The following is a 21,701-nucleotide window of genomic DNA, read 5'->3' as shown; positions in this document are numbered from 1 at the left end:
CACATTTTATATTTCATTTGGCACCGACTCAGAACCAGTGGTTTGCAGATGCTGACCAGTTTCCTCTTTGTGCGATGTGCACTGCTTACCTTGTTTGTCCCTCTCGATATATGGGTCAGTTCCAAGTTGATGGCCTTTCATGGTGTAAGTGCGATTGCCAACCAGGAGTTACTGGCCTTCTTTCTCTCTCCTGCCGGCTTTTTTCTCAGCTTATGGTTTATTACCCAGCTGAGTTTTGCCTTCTTCGTCGAACACTCAACCATTAGCATCTTGCTCGCCCAACATGATCTGGGTAAACGGTCGATATTGGATACGTTCGGGCTGATCCTTCAGCGTAGCTTTCGGGTTGCTAAGGTTTTACTCGCACAATCAGTCGGGATCAGTTTGCTGTTGTCTACCTTGGTGTGGTGCGGGCGCTGGATCTACGGGTTAATGCTCAATGACTGGGATATCAATTATTACCTTAGCCATCAAATGAGCTCACTGTGGCTGGCAGTTGGCTTATTGGTTTTGATCACCTTGCCGATTGTGTTGTTGGTTCTTCGCTACTGGGCAAGCTGGTGGCTCGCACTACCGCTCAGCCTGTTTCAAAACTGCTCCCAGTGGCAGCTGTTCAAGCAAGCTCAGCGATTAAGCCAGGGGATTTATCCACATATCTTATTGGGCCATCTCGCCTGGTTGTTCGGTAGGGTAGCGATTATTGCGATCATCGCCAAGGGTATCCTGTTCCTGCTCGAACCGATCCTGCACTGGGCGACTTATGATCCAGAACGCTATCCATGGCTAATGGTTGCCACTGCTCTATTGATTGGCGTTGGATTTCTATTGAGCTTTATCGACAGGTTTATCTATGCAAGCTGTCAATACTACGTGTTACGGTTGCAGACCAAACGCCACAAACTAGTCAACGAAGAAGAGCGCTTTGCAGGGCTTATGCAAAACACCCAGCGCCGTATTTTGCTTAGCTGCGTCATGGTGGTGTTTATTGTATTTGCTGCATTCAATGGCTATTCAGATGTACGCCATTTCGTCGGACACTTGCAAACGGATGCTACAGGTTATGTAACTGCACATCGCGGCGGTGGTTTTGAGTATCCTGAAAATAGTGAGGCGGGTATACAGTACTCAATTTCATTGGGGATCCAAAGCACCGAAATCGATGTGCAGGTAACTAAAGATGGGCAAGTTGTGGTATTTCATGACCGCGATCTAGGCCGTATGCTGGGTGTCCCTTTGGTGGTTGAAGACGCGAATTATTCAGAAATTGTCGCAGCCTATCAGGAAAAAAAACGCGTACCGCCGCCATTGTTAACGCAGTTATTAGATAATTATGCCCAAGATATCGAATTCAACATTGAATTAAAGCGCTACAACCAACTCTTTGACCTTGCTGTGGCGATGGCAGAGCTGTTGCCGAATTATCAGCAAGCGATGATTGTGTCGAGCCTTGATACAGAGCTATTGGCACGGCTGATGAGCATGATGGAATCAACGCGGCCTGAACAGCTTCGTTACGCGCTTATCTATGCGGCAAGTGTTGGTGAATCTGAGCTCGAACGTGAAGTGGATATGCTGATGATCAGCGATCAATGGCTAAATGCGTGGCGAATAATAGAAATACAGCAACGAGAGCAAGAAGTATTGGTTTGGACGATTAATAATGCGGCTGCCATGCAACGGCTGTACTTGCTGGGTGTCGATGGCATTATAACTGATGAGCCTAAACTGGCTTTGGATACCAAATCCGTTATTAAAGAGATGGATTTTTCCGAGCGAGCACTCCTCACCTTGCGGCATTGGCTATTACTCTGAATATGAATTGTTGCTGTAATCAAAAAAAAGGGGCGCAAACATACCAATGCCCCAACTGTTTAATGTCGTAACAGAAACTGATGTCATTCAATGAGGCTGGAAGGTGATTGTCAGGTAATTACCAGGTAATACGATCTTGGTCTTAAAAAAAAGGGGGAGTAAAAACTCCCCTGACAGTCACTTATCTAAAATAGGTGAAAACACAATTAGCAATCATTGAATGGATTCAACAGAGTTAACAATCGCTTGGTACCGATATTGTTACGGAATGTGGAGGCAAGCAATAGAAGCGGTAAGGATTTGATATATCTTTTATGAGGTTTTATATCTTTAGGTATATCCAATCAGCCTTTAGCTTTATTGAGTTGCTGCCGGCTTGAGGTGGGAGAGCCAGCAGCCACCCACTTACTCTTCTAATGTAAATCCGATTTTGATGGTCACCTGCCAATGGGCGACTTTTCCGTCTTCGATATGGCCTCGGGTTTCGACCACTTCAAACCAGCGCATGTTTTTAACGGTTTCGTTAGCACGCGCGATGGCGTTGTTGATTGCATCCTCAATGCCATCTGGAGATGAGCCAACCAGTTCCATTTTCTTGTAGGTATGATGATTGTGACCCGTCATGTGAGACTCCTGAAATCAATAATTTTTTAAGTGTAGTCTGTTTTGGGCTTCCCTCATGCTGGAGCACCGTGTGCCCGCAGCCAAGGTTAGGTGCCCTGCGGTGGAAAAACTATATCTGGGCGGTGGAGCAAGAATTGACAGAGGTGTCTTTCAGGATTGATCGCTATTACTTAATGACCCTTTGTATTTTTGTCTCTGTTATATAGGGATTGGAATGTCAGTATTAGTCCACGAGTTGGTCCGTTTTGACGAGCTTTGCTAATAACTGTTGCAATTGTTGAGTTTCATCTTCACTTAGAGAGCTTTGGAATTGTTGGCTAATGCTATCTACAACCGGAGCACATTGTGTGGTTAACTCTTTTCCTTCTTTTGTGAGGGAGAGGAGTTTAATTTTCTTATTTGTTTCACTCTTGCTTGCGACAACGAGCCCTAGTTTAATGGCGTTATCGACCAAGCGCTTTGTAACAGAGCGATTTCGAAGTAAATAGTTAGTTAACTCTTGCTGCGTTATTTTATCATGCTCCGACAGCACGTTTAGTGCCCCATACATTTCAAGAGAAATACTGGAGGTTGCGCCCATTCCCGTTGCGATTTGGGAGCGAAACTGTTTATAAGCTAGCCCCATAAGGAACATCGGGTTAGTGTCTAGGCTCTCAATTCCGGTGATGGGTGATGCTGGCTGATTTTCCATAAATAATTCCTTGGCAGACAACTAATAATGCCAACACAAAAAGCATTGATTTCGCACGAAAGTAAGTATCTTGCAAGCCGAGATCGGATGCTGATACGTATAATTGTAATGGTAGCATGGTTCCCAACATGGCTTCACTATGCATGGCTCGAACACCGCCACGGCTGCCGCTGATCCAAACCGCTATCATTGCAACTAAACTGGTTAGTCCCACGATATACACCAAATTATAACTATGTTGTCCCGCGAGTAAGCTGATAAAGACCATTGCCAGAGCACAGCCGCCAACATGCGCCTGCAAACAATTTCGGATGACCATTTCATAGTTCACTCGTTGGCTTTGAGCCGCAGCGACAATAATGGGCATCATACAGAACGTTGCTGCAATCAGGTTGACCATCATTAAAAAAGCAAGGCCAATACCTAGCATGACGACATATATTACGCGTGTCTGATAAGTTACTGGCGTACTTACCATAGGAGCTGAGACATTTGCTTTTGGTGGCGTTAAAAATAGCATCACGAATTTAACGATGACTATAGTGGTTAGCATACTAACCCCCATATCACGCACCCAATCTGTCATCGCAATAGGGCTATGCTGTGCGAAAACAATAACCAAAAACCAATTTAGTAAAGGGATATATATTTTCCCTAACTTTGCTGGTGTGTCCGCCCATCTTCTTGCGAGATCAAAAAAACATAAACTGATGCACCAAACGACCGCGGGGTGCGATGAAAATATCTGGTCAATAAACAGTGCGACACAAGCGACAGCCAAAATAGGTAGGAATGCTTTGAGCATTCCCCTTACGGTATAATCACTAAGCTTTGTAGCAGCCATCACTGGATAAAGTGCCAGATATGCGGTAACGCCTAGCTGTAACCATAACTGTGCCAGCATACCCAGCGACACAATTGCGGTAATCCACGCAACTTCAGATCGGTTTATAGGTCCTCGAACATCGTTACTCATAACGCCCCCTGTCAGTGAATATTGGTAACTTCTTCACTACACGAGGTAGCGTAGGTGAGTGAGCGTTTTCATCCATACTTGACCAAGAACGTCCCAGTACTTCGTTTCCGATACCACCATCACGCTGACTTTAGAGCCAGAAAACAAAGAGTGATCAACCATAGGTAACAAAACCTGAGTGCGTACCTTTTGCTGCTCTCTTATCCAACGGTCATCGTTAATTACCTTAGCCAGACCACTGTTATTACTACTTGCATCAAAAATAGCGAGATCCCGTCCTTGAATATGACCTTCGAATACCTCCCCAGGCAATGCATCGAAAACTAAACGAACGTTAGTCCCTGCTGTTAGGTGAGAAACACCTTTTTCATTAAAGTCCGCATTGATCCAAGCACGATCGCGGTCGACCAAAAACAGTACAGGGCTACCAGCGCTGACGTAGGTTCCTGAATTGAGGTTTAGATTACTGATCACCCCATCGACGGGAGCGACAATGGTCGTATTTTCTAAATCGAGTTCAGCTAATTCGACGCGTGTACGGGCGACAGCTAAGGCGCCATTATCACTACTCTGAGCCAATTCAGCCTTTATTTGTTCAATATTGGCTCGTGCAGCTTCTACCGCTTGCTGGCGAACAATCATATCTGCAAGGCTGTCATCCAAGGCTTGTTGACTGACTAACTTTCGTGCCATGAGCTGTTGATTTCGTTTTTGCTTTCGCTCTGCGTTTACGGCTTCCTGCTCACGTTGACGAAGTGTTGCTTCTGCACCATGCAGATGTTGTTTATTGGCCTGATAATTTTGCTCCGCTTCAACTAACCCTGCCTTTGCTTGTGCCAACGCCAATTGAAAACGAGTTGGATCTAGACGAACTAGCAGCTCCCCTTTATTGACCTGTTGGCCATTTTTAACCGCCAATTCTACAACAGGGGCAGATACCTCAGCAGCGATCCGGCTTGTTGGTATGTGCAGCTGCGCTTGAGTCGTAAACGGAGCAAGGTTATCGCTTGCAACCAAGAAAAGTGCGAAGAGTGCACTTAGACCGAGCGTTAGATAGAGTATCCATTGATATGCTTTATTCATCATAATGTTTCACCTGAAACAATAAAAAGTGGCGCTAGTATATCTATTTTTGTTTCAGGTGCAACATTAATTGTGTGTGGTTTGCCAAAGCCGCAATACATTTCTTTTCTGGTACGTGCTTAGTGGTGCAGCGGTAACCACAAGATCAAAGTGATTGAATACTTGTGATCAAATATGACTGTTGATTGTTAAGTCTTAGAGCAATGCGGACGAATACCTCTTTGAGTAATCATTGCTCATCCGGACAGAAAAAAGGATCTCACTTTACAGTGAGATCCTTTTGGCGTTATCGGCCTAACTAGAGTTAGCCGCTTTGTTTAGTCGTTGATAAGGCAATTACTCCTCAATCAGCTTATGCGCTATCTGGCTCTGGCGTTCTTGCGGTTTGAACTGGTTAAACCTTGGTAAGAACTTATCCCAGTCGATGACATGGCTGTTGATTTCAGGGCCATCGATACAGGCGTGTTTACGAACCAGTTTGCCATTTTCCATCACCGGTACCATACAGGCACCGCACATGCCGGTGGCATCCACCATGATAGAGTTTAGGCTGGCAACACAAGGGACTTCGTAGCCCAGTGTCTGATCGCTCACCGCGCGCATCATCATAGGTGGGCCAATGGTGATGACTTCTGCAATCGTCTGATCGGAGTCAGCGTCATTCGCTTCTCTATGCTGTACCAAGCGCTCTTCCAGCGGGTTCGTCACAAAGCCTTCGAGGCCGAAAGTACCATCATTACTGGTGTAAACCACATCAAATAAATCAGGGTAGGCCGTACGGAGGTTTTCAACCTTGTCGCCGTCTTCAGCCCAGAAGCTATGGGTTTTGCTCCTGAAACCGGAGATAAGGGTGACCTTATTACCGATTTCCAGATGGGCACGCATGATAGGGTGTACGGCCGGTAAGCCAACCCCGCCAGCAGTGAAGATCACACTTTGGTTGTCAGGGTGTTTCACCACATGGCTTGCTTGTCCCAAAGGACCGGCAATGGCCTCGAAGCAATCACCTTCTTGCATCTGGTTGATCAGTTTGGAGCTGGTGCCCAAACCTTGGATGACCAGCTCGATGGTTCCGGCTTCGGCATCCCAGTCGGCAAGGGTTAATGGGATCAATTCACCTTTTTCGTCAGCCAACACTCTGACAAACTGCCCAGCCTTGGCTGATCGGGCAATCAGCGGTGAGGTGATAGTGAACTCGACAATTTCTTCAGTTAATTGACGACGTTTGACAATTTTAGGCGCAGTTTGTCCAATGTCTGTATATTGACTGGCTTGTGCCACCAAGCCTTCAACTTCCTTGGCATTGAAATCAAGGTGACCCATGATCTCTCTTGCCGCTGCTTGTCCATCACCGGCAGCCTTGATAGCGGTAGAACCACCACGGGTGGCATCACCGCCACTGTACACACCACTAAGTGAAGTCTCTTGTGAGCCTTTGTTCAGTAGTAATGTACCCCACTTGGAGGTGTTCAAGTCTGGGTTGGCGTCTTTGACTATTGGGTTTGAACTGTTACCCAGTGCCATAATGGCAAAATCAACCTTCATCAGCTCAAATTCACCGGTAGACTGCGGGCGTCTCCGGCCTGACGAATCAGGCTCGCCGAGCGCCATCACATCGAGTTTTGCACTGGCCAGGGTATGGTTCTTGTCGCCGTTGAATTCGCAAGGTGAGCGTAGCTCTTTGAACATAACCCCTTCTTCGAGTGCATGGTGCTGCTCTTCGACACGGGCTGGCATCTCTTGCTGGGTACGACGGTAGACAATGGTGACATTCGCGCCCAAGCGGCAGGCGGTTCGGGCGGCATCCATCGCGGTGTTACCACCACCGATGATCATCACTTCCTTGCCTTCCATATCCGGCATAGGGGTTTCATAGTCGGGTTCGTTAGCGTGCATCAGGTTGACGCGGGTCAGGAACTCATTGGCCGACATAATGTTCAGCAAATGCTCGCCGGGTACATTCATAAAGCGCGGCAAACCCGCCCCAGTACCGACGAAAATACGGGTGAAGCCTGCGCGCTTAAGATCTTCAAGAGTCGCGGTTTTACCGACGATGTAGTTGGCCACAAAGCGGCCGCCGAGTGCTTTAATTTTCTCGACCACATCATCAACCAACTGGTTAGGCAGACGGAACTCAGGGATCCCGTACCTCAGTACGCCGCCCAAGACATGGAATGCCTCGAACACCGTGACTGGATAACCCGCTTTGGCGAGCAGGTAGGCATTGATCAGCCCCGAAGGTCCAGAGCCGACAATGGCAACAGGTGGCTTGGCAGCAGCAACCCAAGGGTTGATGTCAGCCGCTTTTGGCGGCTCACCGTTGGAAAGCTCGCGCTCACGCTGGGGAAGGAACCATTCCAACTGGCCGATTTCGATAGGCCTGTCGTTATGGGTACACACCCCTTGGCATTGTAGCTCCTGCGGGCAGACCCGGCCGGTGACATTCGGCAACGGGTTGGCATCGCGAACCAGCTCAAATGCAGCTTTGAAGCGACCTTCACCCATCAGGTTGAGTACCTGAGGAATGTGGATCTTAACCGGACACCCGCCGTCATTTTCTTCCGCTGGATTGCCGTCGCGATCGCACTGGGGAACGCCGATTTCACATGGGCGATCTTCACACTGCTTGTCGCGGATCACTTCGAGCCAAACGAACAACTCGACTTCACGTAGGCTATAGCCTAGCCCCATGTAACCCAGGTAGCCTTGGCTGACTAAGTCAAAGTCCTTGCTGCGCTCTTCGGCAGGGCGCACGTAAGGCGGTATGTTGTTGCTACCGGGCCATCCGGCGGAAAGCCCTTTGAACATTGGGTAGCGCTCAGACAGGTGAGTATCCAGCCCCTGCACAAAGGCACGCTTTTGCTTGAGCGGAATACGCCATAAATAGCGCTGTAGGGCGACACTGAGTTCATTATTGGCGAGCAATAGTTGCCACAGCTTTCCAGTAAACTCCGCCGAGAGCTTACCTTGCTTTAGCGTCTCGCGGATGAGCTGCATACTCTCATCGATGACCATCTGCTGGAAGCGCTGTGGATTTTGCTCCATGCGCTTTAGCATCAGCTCCCTTTGAGCCTGCGACACGGTCTGTGTCGGTTCTGGTTTTACAGAAACGTCGCTCATAACTACACCTCCACCGATGCAGGCGCGTTGAAGTGGATGATCTCTGCATCACACTCATCGGCGATCCGAGAGGCGCGTTTTACCAATTCATCGCTAAGCTGAACGGTTTCCAGTGCGTTAGGGATCACCTGGCTGATGACCTTGGCTTCACCGTTTTCAACAATTGTGGTCTTCTCGAACAACTCGCTCAATTGCTGGTAGCAGGTTTTGCAGTCGGTACACTGGCCTTTTTCATCTTCATTAATGGCGACGAGGGGTAGGGCACCGTCGATATTGTCGGATGCTGGCGTATTACTTGAACCTGCCTCTATTTGGGTGACCGGAATGGCATTAGCGACATTGGGTGATGCTGCCATTGCCAACTCAGCCAAGCCATTGGCGATGGTTTCGATAGTTTGTTCGTTGCTATCCATCGCGTTTTGGTAACGCTGCTTCCATTCATTGATCTGCAGCTGGTATTGCTGATCAATATTGGTGACATGCTGGCCGCTGAGATATTGCAGCATATGCCAGTTGCGTAACCGCTCTTCGGTCAGGGCGACAATTGAGCTGGAGACTTGTAGCTTGATCAGGTGCTGCTGCTTATCCGTTGCCCAGATAAACGGTGTTTTTCCATTGCGCTCATCGGCACTCATTGTGACGTATTCAGCCACCTCAATGGCGTTTTGAGCTTCCGTAACTGGGTTAAAGTGCTTCTTGAAGCGTCCTTCATAGAGTGAGAAGTCCGCCGGGGTGAACGGCACTTGTTTCAACTGTGTCATACCGTCGCTGTCGATATAGCTGATGGTATGGGTAGCCCAATCTTGTTGCAGTTCAGGGTTCCCTTCGATACAGAAGCGCTCGGCCAAGGTCTCGCCTTTACGAGGATCATGGACAAAGACCGGACTCATGCGGCTCTCGACGGCCAAGCGTGAGTGGCGGGTGCTGGCATCGTCGGCAATACCGTGCTCACCCATACATGGGGTATAGACATCAAACAGCGCAGGGGCGTCTTGATAGTTCAGGTACTCCATCAAGTTCGACATGAAGTGGCCCTGCAGTGCGGTAGACGTTTGTACAACCATGACTTTCGGGTGGAAGGTGGCAATGATACCAAGCTCTTTGCGCGATTCCTGTTTACCACTGTGGGCACTGCCAAAGCGGCTGAGGTCGGAGTCCTGCGCGGTGAAGCTGGCGGTTGATGCCTGACCACCGGTGTTGGAGTAGCTACCGGTATTGAGTACGAACACCTTGACTGGGGTGCTGGTGGACAACAAACGAGATAGTGCGCCGAAACCGATGTCATAGGTCGCGCCATCACCACCGATACTGAATACGGTTGGCAATAGTCCGAGCTCTTGATCGGATAGCTGGCTCCATTCCAGATAGCGAAGCTGGCTATCATGCACGTTGGCATCGTACATATCTTCAAGCTCAAGCTTGGCAGTACGTAGCGCCTTGAACTGCTCTAACTGGTTGGCCGCTTCACCCTCGAACAAGCCTTTGGCAACAGCAGGGGTGTCTTGGAACAAGCTGTTCACCCATGGGTCATTGTATGGGTTGGCTGGGAAGGTAGAGGCATAGACACTACTACAACCGGTTGCGTTGGCAATCAGCGCATCCGATGGACCATTGCCTGTTGGACCGTGTTCGAAGTGGAACAAGCGTTTCTCTAGTACTTTGATGGTACGGGCAATACGCTCGGCACGGGCTTTTTCTGCCTCGATAGTTGCCACTGCTTGATGCTTGTCTTCAAGCTTCTCAATCATGTCCTCAAGGCTAGCAATGTGCGTCTGGTAACGCTGCTGCTGCAAGGCGCGGTTGATTGAAGTCGCAAGGCGAAGGGCGGTGACCTCACCACAGCCACGACACGCACCGTGACCTGAACTCATGGCATAGTAGTTACTGCGATCAAGCAACAGACGCTTCGATTCGCTGGCGTCGGTAACGCCTTGCTGCAAGAAGCGGGCTGGGGTGTTTGGCATTTCCGCCAAGGTGGTGAACAGCTCGTGCATTTGCTGGTTCATTTCCGTAGTCTGGCGTACCTTCTGCAGTGCATTCGGGCCACAGACATCGACACACTCCATACAACCGCTACACTTGCTCGGATCAATAGCGACGGAGAACAAACCACCGCTACCGGGAATGGCTTTCTCCATTGCATCGAAGAAAGGCTTGGTGCGGCTGACTGGTAGCGACTCCAGTGCCACACAGATCCCGGCCATTTGCTGGGTAACGGCTGGGTCGTCAAAGGTCATGGTATCGACCACGTTGGCAACAACTTGGTGCAACGGTTGAGATTCATTTTTCGGTGCGGTGCGGTAGTACTGGCGTACGGCATCCAAAATCGGCGGCATTTTCGCTTTCAGCCCATCACGCTGCGTTGGTGGGATATTAAGCTTGTCGATAGCCACGTATAGGATGTCGTGCAGTTCATGTACTGCATTCGGGATCGCACCGTCAGGGCAGGCGATAGTACATTCCATACAGCCGGTACACTTATCGGCATCGAACTTAGGTGCATTGAGCCTGAACAGGCCTTTATCTTTGGTGATCGCACTGGCTGGTGGCATAAACATGCCCGAACCCGGAATAACCGGCGCTTCGCCGATGGTCCCGTCCGCGTAGTGCTTACCTGCGATATTACTGAAGTAGGATGGGTCGAACAGACCACAGCTGGCTTGTTTTTGCTTGGGTGCTTCTGTGGTTAATGCCGCCGCTGCTTCAATATCGGCATCGCTGAAATCGGTGTAACAAACCTGCTTGGTCGCGTGGATCCCTTCGCGGATCACCGCCATGTTACTGGCTACGACTCTTTCACCCTTGGAGCCAAACTTCTTGGCAATTTGCTGAGTGATACGTTCAAGCATCGAGGCTTCGTCAGCGCCTTGGGTTACTTGCGTCGCATGGCCACAAAGTGCGCCAATAAAGGCGATACCCATCATCCTGATTTCAAGATCAGCGGATGGTGCCTGCTCTCTGGCTACCTTGAAGGCATCGACGATATAGAAGTTGATATTGTTTTCACGAATGAACTGGCGAGCACTGGCAGGGATCTCTTGCCACACTTGCTCTGGTTCGTGATGGGTCTGCAGGATGAAGGTACCGTTGCGGGTCAAGCCAGCAAGCGGGTTGGTGTGCATAAACACCTTGTGATCCGGCGAGAGCACGATTTCAACTTGCTGCAACTCGGCATTGGTGATCTTTATTGGCTCTGGCGAGAGCGAAATAAAGAAGTTGGTTGGCGCCCCACTTTTTTCCGAGCCGTATTTTGGCATCGACTTAGAGTGCAGCCCCAGTGCACCGGACAGGATATCGGTCAACAACTTACCGGTCGCAATGGTGCCGTAGCCACCGACGGAGTGGAAACGGACTCGAAGGGCAGATTCCGGCAGTAAATTAGGGTTGTCACCGGTTTCCAGCGCCATCAGTTCAGTATCTGGGTAGGCTGCGCGTAAGCGGTCTTGGATCTCTTTGAGTTCGCCTGATGCCTTAGCATCAAAGAACTGGCTACCCAAGTAGAAGAATGGCTGGTTGTTTTCGGCACGCATATTGTCAAAGGCGGCAATAAGGTGCTTAGGCTGAAGATCATGCCCGCCAAGCCCGAAGATACCTGTGTTAATCAACGGAATATGCTGTAGCGGTTTGATCCCTTTATGCCGTGGCTTTTGTACGTTTTCCTGTGCTTTGAATAGGGCGCGGGAGATACGAGCAGTCAAGCGGGTTTCATCACAGCGCTCAAGAACGGTTACCGCGAGTTTTCCGGCGAGTTTTTCGACAATTTGTGCTTCTGGGAATGGGTGAAGCTGCTTGATGGAAATAACGCCGACCTTCTGGCCTTGTTCACGCAAATGGGCTGCGACGGCTTCGGCATCATCGGTTACTGAGCCTAGGCCGACAATGACGTAGTTGGCATCGTCGCACATAAAGTCCATTACTGGCTCATAGAAGCGACCGGTAAGCTCACCATATTCCTGCATGGCTTGCTCGATGAACTGCGGCACGTCATTTTGGAAGTGGCTGCGGTGATCGACAATCCCTGCTTGGTAATCAGGCTGGTTTTGAACCCCACCGGTTAGCCCTGGGTTATGGGTATCAACCAGTGCAGGAACTCGCTGGCGGGTGTCTTTCTCATAGGCGTTGAGCCAAGTTCGTTGCCATTTCTTATGCAGGCCATCAGGTAAGAATGGCTTGGTCAACTCGATGAATTGGCCTTTGCTGTCAGTTTCAATCGCTTCGCTGTTGCTGGCGATGTAGCCTTTTAAGTCATTGAGCTTTTCAGGCCAGAACTGGTCTTGGTACTTATCAATGAATTGACCTAGCTGCCAGACCCGTCCTTTCGCGCCGTAAAGCATACGCTGGGCTTCGGTTGGGGCCACAATACGGTCGGTCGGATCCCCAAGGTATTGCTTGAGCAATTCAGGCTCGGGAAGCTTCACTTCGCTCTGAATATGGCTGGTGGCAAAGCCATCCATGGTATTGGCGACAGGGATCAGCGACTGTGCACTGACTCGGTATGAGATCGCCGCGAGATCCGCCGCTTCCTGAGCGTTGCTGCCAAATAGGGTGGTGTAGCCTGCAGACAGCAGGGCGTAAACATCATCATGGCCGGCCATCACATTCAATGAATGGCGAGAAACCGAGCGCGCAGCAACGTGCAATACGAAGCCAGCGGCTTTTTTGCCCACGGTGACATAGTGAGACTCCAAGGCATACAGAATACCTTGGCTGGAAGAGGCGTTTGAGATGTATTTGCCGCCGGTCAGAGCCGCGCCTAATGCACCACTTTGTGCTGAATGCTCGCCTTCGGGTTCGAAGAAGAAGGGGTGCTGTCCCCATACGTTGCAACCACCTTGCGCCCTGAATGCTTCGTATAATTCTGATATTTCAGTCGAAGGGGTGATGGGGTATCCAATGACACCGCCACAAACGTAATCCATAACATGCGCGACGGCGCCATTTCCATGTATTACGGTTGATTGGCCTGGGTAAGTTGGTGTGCCCTGGGACGTATTGCTCCTTTGTGTCAGTGTAGACATACGACATAGCTCCTTGGTATGTGATTATTATTCGGTCGACTTCCTAGAGGGTCGATTCTTTACTCCTCACCAAAATACTTCACGGCTTATGCGCCGTTTTGCACCTTATCAACCAGAGCATTTTGGTGAAAAATCACATAAAACAAGTGATAGCTCTTGATTTGACCAACTGATGCTTATGGTCTAAATGCTACACTAGTTGCACTTGCAGCTTTGCTCATACGGTCACAAATTAAACACAAAAACCTCACTAACAATGTGTGTTTATCCTAAGTGAGAATCGATAACAAAATAGGTTAACTGTTGGCCTCAAAAGCTTGATAATCTAGCCGCTTTCTTTTCTTTTTTTGTGGCGGTTTTTTTGTTGTCGAAACATAAATTTACCTTGGCTGGATGTGTCGCTATCCTGCTATGGAGCACCATTGTTGCCTTTATCCGAAATGTTGCTGAGCAGTTGGGACCTGTCGGTGGTGCAGCGATGATTTATACCTTGAGTTCGGTATTGCTGGTGGTAGTGGTCGGCGCGCCTAAACTCAGCCGGTTTTCTCCCCGGTATCTGTTAATTGGTGGCGGGTTGTTCGTCAGCTATGAAATGTGCTTGGCACTGGCTTTGGGAATGGCGAACGACAGGGTACAGACTGTCGAGATGAGTGTGATCAATTATCTCTGGCCAGCCTTAACCGTGATGCTAGCGGTAGTAGTAAGCCGACAACCGGTCAGCAAATGGTTGTACCCGGCGATGGCGATGGCGTTTATCGGGGTGGCTTGGACGGTTAGTGGCGATCAGGGCTTGTCACTGACTCGGCTGGCTTCAAATGTGGCGACCAACCCGGTGAGTTATACCTTGGCATTCAGTGGTGCCTTCATTTGGGCGATTTACTGCAATATCACCAAGCGTCTGGCAAATGGTCAGAATGCGATTGCCTGGTTCTTCATTGCTACTGCGGTCGCGCTGTGGGTGAAATATTTACTGACCGAACAGCCGCCAATGGTATGGAGTAGCGAAGCGCTGTTGAACTTGGTATTAGCAGCGGTCGCCATGGCGGGTGGCTATGGGCTGTGGAACATTGCCATTATCGGTGGCAACATGGTGCTGCTTGCCACCCTGTCTTACTTCACGCCAATATTGTCTGCCTTTTTCTCGGCCCTGATCTTCGGAATCAGCTTGGGGGCGACATTCTGGCAGGGCGTGGTGATGGTGACACTTGCCTCGCTAAGCTGCTGGTACTTGACCCGTAAAAGATAAGTAACCTACCAAATCCCCCTCCCCCCAATAGCAAACAGATGGGTTTGTAAGTTGTAGCTTACAAACCCATCCGGTTTTGTAACCTTCAGAGCGCTTATATTCAATAACATGTCATTTATTGAATTCGTGATGTGAAACAGAGAATTCCCTAACTACATAATTAAAGACAAGGACAGGTTATGATTGAAAAGATCAAACATGGTGTCTCAAAGCTGTCATCCATCGGTAAAGCTTTGATGTTGCCAATATCTATTTTACCCGCAGCCGGTTTGTTACTCGCTTTTGGTGCAAAACTTGACTTACCTCTGATGATGCGAGCTGGCGGTGTTATTTTTGATAACTTAGCATTGCTATTTGCTGTCGGCGCTGCAGTCGGGCTGAGTAAAGATTCCGGGATTGCTGCGTTGGCGGCAGTGGTTGCAATGGCGGTAATGAATGCAACCATGGGGGTCGCATTAGGAATAACCCCTGAAATGGCGATGGCGGGGGGTAGGTATGCCATGGTGATGGGAATACCTACACTGCAGACCGGCGTGTTCGGTGGCCTGATTGCCGGTATCTTGGCGGCCAATATGTACACCAGATTCTGTAATATTACCTTACCTGACTTTTTGGGCTTTTTCGCGGGCAAGCGTTTCGTTCCGATCGTAACCGCGTTCAGTGCTTTTCTTATAGGCCTGGTAATGCCTTATATATGGTCTTATATTCAGTCAGGCATTGATGCACTGTCGGTAATGGCTAACGGCGGTAACATGTATGTTTCTACATTCATTTACGGTTTCATGGAGCGCGCGCTGATCCCCGTCGGCCTGCACCATATTTTCTATAGTCCTTACTGGTTCTCGTTTGGTGAATACACAACGGCAGCCGGTACCGTGGTTAATGGCGACTACACAATTTGGTTTAAGATGCTGGAAGACGGGGTGACAAGTTTCTCGACTGATCAGTACCAAGATGCGGGTAAGTTCCTTTCTGGGAACTTTGCAATCTATATGTTTGCTTTCCCTGCTGCGTGTTTGGCGATGTACCATGAAGCGCATGATAAAAATCGAAAAATTGCGGCGGGTATCTTAGGTTCAGCGGCCCTGACTTCTTTTGTCACCGGGATTACTGAGCCAGTTGAATTTGCGTTTATTTTTGTTGCGCCTCTGCTGTATCTATTTTCTGCTGTCATGGCTGGTATTTCTTATACCGTGACTTATGCGCTAGATATTCACATAGGTAAAACCTTCTCAGCGGGTATTATCGATTTTGTTTCTTTCGGTATCTTGCCAGCGATGGATGGATTTAAGACCAATTGGCTGAACATCTTCTTGTGGGGGCCAATCATGTCACTGATTTATTACACCGTGTTTAGGGTAGCCATTCGCAAGTTTAATTTCAAAACGGTAGGACGTGAATCTGACCAAACGGTGGAGATCACTCTGAGTAACCAAGAATTGGCGAATGAAATTATCAATAAAATAGGGGGCAGAGCGAACATTAAATCTATCGGCGCCTGTATTACTCGCCTTCGCTTGGAATTAAAAGATCTTTCCTTGGTTGATGAAGAAGGGATCAGGGCCCTCGGAGCGATGGGAGTCATTAAAGTCGGAGGCAGTGGACTGCAAATTATTCTAGGTTCCAAAGCACAGTTTGTTGCGGAAATAATGAGTGAGGAGCCGCAAGAGCCTACCCCTAGCCTTGTGTGAGTATCTTTAATTAAGCATTACTCGATAATATGTTCTGTGCTTTACGCCGGCCACTAGGTCGGCGTTTTTTATTGCCATCATAAAATTATCAAATTGTGGGAATAGGTGGCTTGTATATCATGGTGATTCTTACATTGTGGGAATAGTGGTTGAACCATGATTATTGTTGCGCGTAAATAGAGGGGTCGGCGCGATGGTAGCTACTGAACGTGTCGCCTAACCATATACAACCGACAGGAAATGCTTTGAAAACAGATAAATATAAATTAAATGCCAATGAGAAGATGCTTCAGGTTCTGATGCATATTGCGTCAGAGAATGAACCTGTCACAGCACAGGCAATAAGTGAACAGACAGGCATGCCACAAAGTAGCGTTTACCGCTATTTGGTAATCCTCAAGAACTGGAACCTGATAGAGGAGAGCCCGAGACAAAGCTGTTACAGCATTGGTCCTGCGGCGCTGCAACTACTGCGTAATTTCCAGCAGTTCTCACCGCTTTCGAGCGGGGTACATCAGGTACTGAAACGGATCCAGCAACAGACCGGAGAGATGGCCGCATATTTGGTGCCTGTTGGTTTCAGGGCCTTGTGTACCGCTCGGGTCGATAGTCCCCATGCGTTGCGCTGTGCCTATGAGGAAGGCCAGAGCCAGCCGTTGATCCGTGGTGCTTCTGCCAAGGTGATTTTGGCTCATCTACCGGAACAAAGGGTAATGGCAACATTGCATCATTTCGGTATTACAGAGCCTGATGAGATTACCCATTGGTTGCATGATTTAGCGCAGATAAAAAAAGACGGCTACGCCATCAGTACATCGGAGTATGACGTCGGCGTTTCCGGGGTGAGTGCCCCGGTATTTACCGGCAACAAAATTGTCGGGGCGGTGAGTGTGATGGCACCGCAAGAGCGAGTTCAGAAGAGTAAGAACGCGATAATTTTCTCAGTCCTGCAGGCGGCGAGGGTATTGCCTCCGGACTTATAACCGTACATAAGGAGCAATCATGCTGGATGTAAAACGTTGGTTTCCATTTTCCTTCCTAGGTCACCCCGTTACTACGCACCCTAGAGCCATGATTGAGCCTTATGCCGAGCAACGAAAGGTTGGGGCTGTGATACTTGGGCTGGCCAGTGACTTGAGCCTGAGTGATTACGATATCTATACCGGAGCCAAAGAGGGGCCGGACAGTATCAGGCAGATGCTGCTAAAAATCCCATATTCAGGGGCATTGCCGATCTATGATGCGGGTGTGATTGAAGCTCAGAGCTATTTTGGTATCAAGGAAGATGAGTTTGATACCATGCGCGCTGCCCAATACGCCAAGCTGTGCGCCATGCTCAAGCTTGGACATTTGCCTGTGATGCTTGGCGGAGGGCATGAAGTCGCTATCGGTAGCTATCAGGCGCTCTCTGATACCGTGAATCAAACGGGTAATGACAGCTCTGGCGAAGAGAGCCCAATCTTACCGTTTTTGAAAGGTAACCGGATCGGTATCATCAATATCGATGCGAACTTCCAGCTCCGTCGTTCACTGGCCGTGAAGGCCGGATCTGCATTTCATTCTGTTGCGGCCTTTTGCCATACCCATAACCGTGCTTTTCATTATTTGGGGCTGGGGATGTGTGATCATATCAATACAAAGGCGACGATGGCCTATGCCAATGAACTGGGTGCGCTATGGCTGCTTGATAGCGAAATGAAACTGAAGAACCGCAAGCGGATCCAGTCGGTCGTTGCCAAGTACCTTGATCAAGTCGACCATATCCACCTGAGCATCGACCTATCGGTATTTTCCTCTGCAATCGCAGGTGGGGTGAGCCTATCTCGAGTCTTCGGTGTCAATTTGGCTGTGGTTGAAATGGTGCTTAGCCAAGCCATGGCCAGCAATAAAGTCAGGGTGGTCGATATCGCTGGCCTCAATCCAGAGTACGATTATCAGAGTCAGACAGCTCGGTTGGCAGTGTCACTGCTTCATCATCTCCTCAAGTCTCGCTAGAGTTTGACAAGAACATTTCATTGTAGGCCTCCATATTGGAGGTCTTTTTGTTTATGGTGGAAAAAGAGTGGTACCTTAACTTTCATATGTTATAACATAACACTTTAATGGTTCTTAACGACAACTCGCGACACAAGGTTTTTAATGTTTTACCGCAATAGGGCAAGCAACCGGACATATGCAGTTATCAAACGTGTGATCACCGGACTTTTTTTCTTATTCCCATTTTTTGCTATGGCGCATCCCCATTCTTGGATTGAAATGAAAACGTATGTTGATGGCAAAGATGGCTTGATTACTGGCTTTCGGATGGAATGGTCGTTTGATCCCATGACATCGGCGTACATGCTGGATGGTGAAGACACTTCTCCGGAAATGGAGGCACAAACCTTTACCAAGGTGACGGCATCAGTGCTTGATAATATGATGTACGAGCATTACTTCACGTATTTTTATGACGGTGAAGAGCCAATTAAATACCAGCTGGCACGCTACGGAAAACTGACCCGCGATAGGGCAAGGTTGGTACTTACTTTCGAGCTGCCCCTATCCAAGCCTAAGCCTGTCACCGAAGACTCGCTCAAGCTACTCATTTTTGAGCCAAGTTACTATGTGGATATGTCCTGGCTGTCAAAACGGGATGTGATTTTATCCGGTGATCTTGCTGACTATTGCGAGCTTGAGATGATTGCGCCCAACCCAACCCCTGAGCAAATGAGCTATGCCATGTCACTGCCGGCAGATGCAGACCCTGACAATGCGCTTGGCCAGCTTTTCACCCAATCTGTACGGTTCCACTGCCAAGTGATTGATCATAAAAGTACAAGACTAAATGATGAGGGCTCCAACGAATGACACAGCATAAGCAATGTGAGTCGACAGCCAACGCGAAGCGCCAAACGACGCAGCAAGCCACGAATTCGCCAGCAAGGGAGCCCTTAGTCAAAAAAGAATGGTTGATGCTATCGCTGTTGATGGTCGTTCTGCTGATGGGGTGCTATCAACTATGGTTGGCTTGGCCAAGTATGGTGTTAAAGAGTATCGAGTGGCAGCGGGCAGTGAATAACCAGCTGGCAGATCTGCTCTATGATGCCAAAGAAAATCCATTGGTATCTGGTGGCTATTTGGCTGGCTTTAGCTTTCTATATGGCGTACTTCATGCCCTCGGTCCTGGCCACGGTAAAGTGATAGTAACGACTTACTTAGCTACTCAGCCGACCAAGGTAAAGACCAGTTTGATGCTGACATTCGTTTCGGCGATCTGTCAGGCATTGGTGGCTGTTGCTTTGGTCAGTGTGCTGCTGTGGGGTTTCAATGCATCAATGCGAGAGGTCAGTTCACAGGCTGTGAAGTTTATGACCATTAGCAGTGCCCTTGTTAGTGTGTTGGGAGCGATGATCTGCTGGCGCGCGTTCAAGGGGTTTCGACGCAGTGTTGTCAAATCCCAACATGTGAGTTTTGGTCACCATCATGATCATGATCATGACCATGACCACCATCATTCGACTGAGTGTGGCTGTGGACATCGCCATATCGCCCAGCCGGAAGACGTGGATAATGCCAAGAGCTTGCGCGAGTACATTGGTGTGATCATGAGTATTGGCCTGCGACCATGTACCGGGGCAATCATGGTGTTGCTGTTTTCCAACATGGTCGGCTTGTACTGGATGGGGGTGGTCAGTGCGCTTGTGATGTCGCTGGGAACAGCCTTGACGACCTCAGCGTTGGCTCTGCTGACGTTGTCCGGCAAGCGCATTGTCCATCGCTACTTGCAACAAGGGAGTAGGCAGCCAGGAAAATCAGATTCACCGACTGGTTTGATATGGGCGGGATACAGCTTACAGTTGTTGGGTGGCATTATTCTGGTATTGATGGGGCTATTGCTTGCCAGTAGTCAGAGCTCGGGATTATCGCCAGTCTTACTGGGTTGATGGGGCTTAGGAGTGGCCCCACTTTCGTGAGGCCTGTCGCCTAGCCAGGTGACGTTTTTATTATTCTATTTAAGATTCATTTGTTGTCGGCCCAGCCTTTGGTTGGGCCGATGTCGTTTTAGGTTTTGGCATCATTCGGTTAAGCGTGTTGTCCTTGATGACGTAATGGTGAAATAGCGCCGCCGCTGCATGTACCGCGATTAAGGTCAACAAGCTGAAGCCTAGCAATGCATGGCGCTCGCGTATCGTTGCGGTCAGTGCGCGGTTTGTATCGATAATAGCCGGTAATTCTTGCCCCAAAATGACCAATTGGCCGCCTGTTGAGTTCAACAAAGCCAGACCAGCGATAGGGATCAGCAACATCAGCACATACAGGGCGACATGAACCAACCGGCTCAGCCAAGCTTGAGTTGGACTCGGTTCTGGGTCAATGGCGGGTTTGCGCTTGAATCCTCTTACCAATAGGCGAAAAAGTGTGAGTACAAAAAGTGTAGCGCCGAAGTAAAAGTGAATCTGGCTAAACAGATCGCGAGTAGCCGAACCTCGCTCAAAGCTAATGGCTATTTCTACTGATAAGAAAATAGCGATAACCACGCAGAACGTTATCCAGTGGAAGAATATACTGACAGGGTTGAAGTGATTTTTATCCATAGTGTTTTTATCCATATTGATGTTTGATGTTGAGCACGGCTCATACTATGGATTTGCGAAATTGCGACAAGATGCACTGGTGATAATTAATGTTAATTATTGAGGAACCGGTCATTATGATATTTCTTGAGACTATTTAGGTTCCAGGCTCAAAGATGAAAAAACACATTAGGGCTGGCGAGTTAATAATATAGTAGGCGTTTATTGAAGTTAGCGGTCAATGTGGAGGTTATTTGAATAAAACACGATGGGGTAAACGAGCTCTGATACAAGGTGCTGCTTGTTTGATGGTCACCGGTGCTGTCGCCACTGAGCCTGCTTTTGATTGCACAAAAGCAGAAGGGGCGGTAGAAACACTGATATGCCAAGATAATCATCTGGCTGCACTGGATCAGAAAATGCAGCAAGTGTTTGATAAGGCCATGGCCCAACTTCCTGCCGGTGATGTAAAAGAGCAAAAGGCAATGCAGCGCGGTTGGATAAAAGGGCGTAACGACTGTTGGAAAGCGAATGATATACGTGACTGCACAGACTTTGCGTATAAAAGCCGGATTGTCGAACTGCAAATTATCAGCGGCCAGCTTGAGGTCCCAAAAAGTGTTTCAGTCGACTGCGGCGATAGCAGCCAACCATTTACCGCTGTTTTTTATAATCAGACGGATCCGGCAAGTTTGGTGTTAACGCGGAACAATGACCAAGTGATTGCATTGGCTGAGCCGATGGCAAGTGGTATTAAATATTACGGACAAAATGTGGAATATGGTGAACACCAAGGTGAAATTTCCATAAAGTGGTTCGATAACACGTTCGAGTGCCAACTGAAGCAGTAAACCTGCAAGGCAATAAAGAGAAACGTTGAGGGG

General features: G+C 48.8%; 15 protein-coding genes. 8 read left to right on the top strand and 7 right to left on the bottom strand.

Annotated elements, in window-relative coordinates; translation table 11 throughout:
• Positions 1 to 48 precede the first annotated feature (48 nt).
• Positions 49 to 1,812: a glycerophosphodiester phosphodiesterase gene (locus L4D79_RS16670; protein WP_428652699.1), complete on the top strand. Its 1,764-nt coding sequence runs from the start codon at positions 49 to 51 to the stop codon at positions 1,810 to 1,812.
• Positions 1,813 to 2,217: 405 nt separating this feature from the next.
• Here L4D79_RS16670 and L4D79_RS16665 read toward each other — a convergent pair whose 3' ends face one another.
• The 6 genes from L4D79_RS16665 to L4D79_RS16640 all read right to left on the bottom strand — a co-directional run bounded on the left by L4D79_RS16665 (position 2,218) and on the right by L4D79_RS16640 (position 13,324).
• Positions 2,218 to 2,436, bottom strand: coding sequence for a dodecin (locus L4D79_RS16665; protein WP_428652698.1), 219 nt, complete (start codon positions 2,434 to 2,436; stop codon positions 2,218 to 2,220).
• 223 nt (positions 2,437 to 2,659) lie between these two features.
• Entirely contained in the window at positions 2,660 to 3,127 is a 468-nt protein-coding gene (locus L4D79_RS16660) for a MarR family winged helix-turn-helix transcriptional regulator (protein WP_428652697.1), read from the bottom strand.
• Positions 3,090 to 4,103, bottom strand: coding sequence for a DUF2955 domain-containing protein (locus L4D79_RS16655; protein ID WP_428652696.1), 1,014 nt, complete (start codon positions 4,101 to 4,103; stop codon positions 3,090 to 3,092). The genes L4D79_RS16660 and L4D79_RS16655 overlap by 38 nt, the downstream gene beginning before the upstream one ends.
• A gap of 36 nt (positions 4,104 to 4,139) precedes the next feature.
• Complete coding sequence (locus L4D79_RS16650) at positions 4,140 to 5,189, bottom strand: HlyD family secretion protein (RefSeq protein ID WP_428652695.1); 1,050 nt, start codon at positions 5,187 to 5,189, stop codon at positions 4,140 to 4,142.
• Between the two features lie 333 nt (positions 5,190 to 5,522).
• Positions 5,523 to 8,306 (bottom strand): sulfide/dihydroorotate dehydrogenase-like FAD/NAD-binding protein, encoded by a 2,784-nt coding sequence (locus L4D79_RS16645; protein ID WP_428652694.1) that lies wholly within the window; start codon positions 8,304 to 8,306, stop codon positions 5,523 to 5,525.
• A 2-nt stretch (positions 8,307 to 8,308) separates the two neighbouring features.
• Complete coding sequence (locus L4D79_RS16640; RefSeq protein WP_428652693.1) at positions 8,309 to 13,324, bottom strand: 2-oxoacid:acceptor oxidoreductase family protein; 5,016 nt, start codon at positions 13,322 to 13,324, stop codon at positions 8,309 to 8,311.
• Positions 13,325 to 13,688: 364 nt separating this feature from the next.
• Here L4D79_RS16640 and yddG point away from each other — a divergent pair, with 364 nt between their 5' ends.
• From yddG to L4D79_RS16610, 6 genes are all read left to right on the top strand, one after another.
• Positions 13,689 to 14,570: an aromatic amino acid DMT transporter YddG gene (gene yddG / locus L4D79_RS16635; protein WP_428652692.1), complete on the top strand. Its 882-nt coding sequence runs from the start codon at positions 13,689 to 13,691 to the stop codon at positions 14,568 to 14,570.
• Positions 14,571 to 14,749: 179 nt separating this feature from the next.
• On the top strand, positions 14,750 to 16,261 hold the full coding sequence (locus L4D79_RS16630) for a PTS transporter subunit EIIC (protein WP_428652691.1): 1,512 nt from the start codon (positions 14,750 to 14,752) through the stop codon (positions 16,259 to 16,261).
• 284 nt (positions 16,262 to 16,545) lie between these two features.
• On the top strand, positions 16,546 to 17,244 hold the full coding sequence (locus tag L4D79_RS16625) for an IclR family transcriptional regulator (RefSeq protein ID WP_428653064.1): 699 nt from the start codon (positions 16,546 to 16,548) through the stop codon (positions 17,242 to 17,244).
• Positions 17,245 to 17,263: 19 nt separating this feature from the next.
• Positions 17,264 to 18,256 carry an arginase family protein gene (locus tag L4D79_RS16620; protein ID WP_428652690.1) on the top strand — a complete coding sequence of 331 codons (993 nt, stop codon included), beginning with the start codon at positions 17,264 to 17,266 and terminating at the stop codon, positions 18,254 to 18,256.
• A 144-nt stretch (positions 18,257 to 18,400) separates the two neighbouring features.
• Entirely contained in the window at positions 18,401 to 19,111 is a 711-nt protein-coding gene (locus L4D79_RS16615) for a DUF1007 family protein (RefSeq protein WP_428652689.1), read from the top strand.
• Positions 19,112 to 19,215: 104 nt separating this feature from the next.
• Positions 19,216 to 20,187: a nickel/cobalt transporter gene (locus L4D79_RS16610; protein ID WP_428653063.1), complete on the top strand. Its 972-nt coding sequence runs from the start codon at positions 19,216 to 19,218 to the stop codon at positions 20,185 to 20,187.
• 69 nt (positions 20,188 to 20,256) lie between these two features.
• Here L4D79_RS16610 and L4D79_RS16605 read toward each other — a convergent pair whose 3' ends face one another.
• On the bottom strand, positions 20,257 to 20,838 hold the full coding sequence (locus L4D79_RS16605) for a cytochrome b (protein WP_428652688.1): 582 nt from the start codon (positions 20,836 to 20,838) through the stop codon (positions 20,257 to 20,259).
• A 233-nt stretch (positions 20,839 to 21,071) separates the two neighbouring features.
• On the opposite strand from L4D79_RS16605, the gene L4D79_RS16600 reads away from it, so the two are divergent.
• Positions 21,072 to 21,668 carry an MliC family protein gene (locus tag L4D79_RS16600; protein WP_428652687.1) on the top strand — a complete coding sequence of 199 codons (597 nt, stop codon included), beginning with the start codon at positions 21,072 to 21,074 and terminating at the stop codon, positions 21,666 to 21,668.
• The last annotated feature ends 33 nt before the right edge of the window (positions 21,669 to 21,701 follow it).

The organism is Photobacterium satsumensis, from assembly GCF_050336935.1.
GTDB classification, from domain to species: Bacteria; Pseudomonadota; Gammaproteobacteria; order Enterobacterales; family Vibrionaceae; genus Photobacterium; species Photobacterium satsumensis.
Note: the sequence above shows the minus strand (reverse complement) of the source record. Positions and strands in the feature narration are given on the sequence as shown.

Excerpts from the sequence above, each read along its gene's own strand:
- L4D79_RS16625 (WP_428653064.1), top strand. The coding sequence starts at position 16,546 with ATGCTTCAGGTTCTGATGCATATTGCGTCAGAGAATGAACCTGTCACA.
- L4D79_RS16610 (WP_428653063.1), top strand. The coding sequence starts at position 19,216 with ATGCTATCGCTGTTGATGGTCGTTCTGCTGATGGGGTGCTATCAACTA.
- L4D79_RS16665 (WP_428652698.1), bottom strand. The coding sequence starts at position 2,436 with ATGACGGGTCACAATCATCATACCTACAAGAAAATGGAACTGGTTGGC.
- L4D79_RS16655 (WP_428652696.1), bottom strand. The coding sequence starts at position 4,103 with ATGAGTAACGATGTTCGAGGACCTATAAACCGATCTGAAGTTGCGTGG.
- L4D79_RS16650 (WP_428652695.1), bottom strand. The coding sequence starts at position 5,189 with ATGATGAATAAAGCATATCAATGGATACTCTATCTAACGCTCGGTCTA.
- L4D79_RS16620 (WP_428652690.1), top strand. The coding sequence starts at position 17,264 with ATGCTGGATGTAAAACGTTGGTTTCCATTTTCCTTCCTAGGTCACCCC.
- L4D79_RS16640 (WP_428652693.1), bottom strand. The coding sequence starts at position 13,324 with ATGTCTACACTGACACAAAGGAGCAATACGTCCCAGGGCACACCAACT.
- L4D79_RS16615 (WP_428652689.1), top strand. The coding sequence starts at position 18,401 with ATGTTTTACCGCAATAGGGCAAGCAACCGGACATATGCAGTTATCAAA.
- L4D79_RS16660 (WP_428652697.1), bottom strand. The coding sequence starts at position 3,127 with ATGGAAAATCAGCCAGCATCACCCATCACCGGAATTGAGAGCCTAGAC.
- L4D79_RS16645 (WP_428652694.1), bottom strand. The coding sequence starts at position 8,306 with ATGAGCGACGTTTCTGTAAAACCAGAACCGACACAGACCGTGTCGCAG.
- L4D79_RS16605 (WP_428652688.1), bottom strand. The coding sequence starts at position 20,838 with ATGGATAAAAATCACTTCAACCCTGTCAGTATATTCTTCCACTGGATA.
- L4D79_RS16630 (WP_428652691.1), top strand. The coding sequence starts at position 14,750 with ATGATTGAAAAGATCAAACATGGTGTCTCAAAGCTGTCATCCATCGGT.
- L4D79_RS16670 (WP_428652699.1), top strand. The coding sequence starts at position 49 with ATGCTGACCAGTTTCCTCTTTGTGCGATGTGCACTGCTTACCTTGTTT.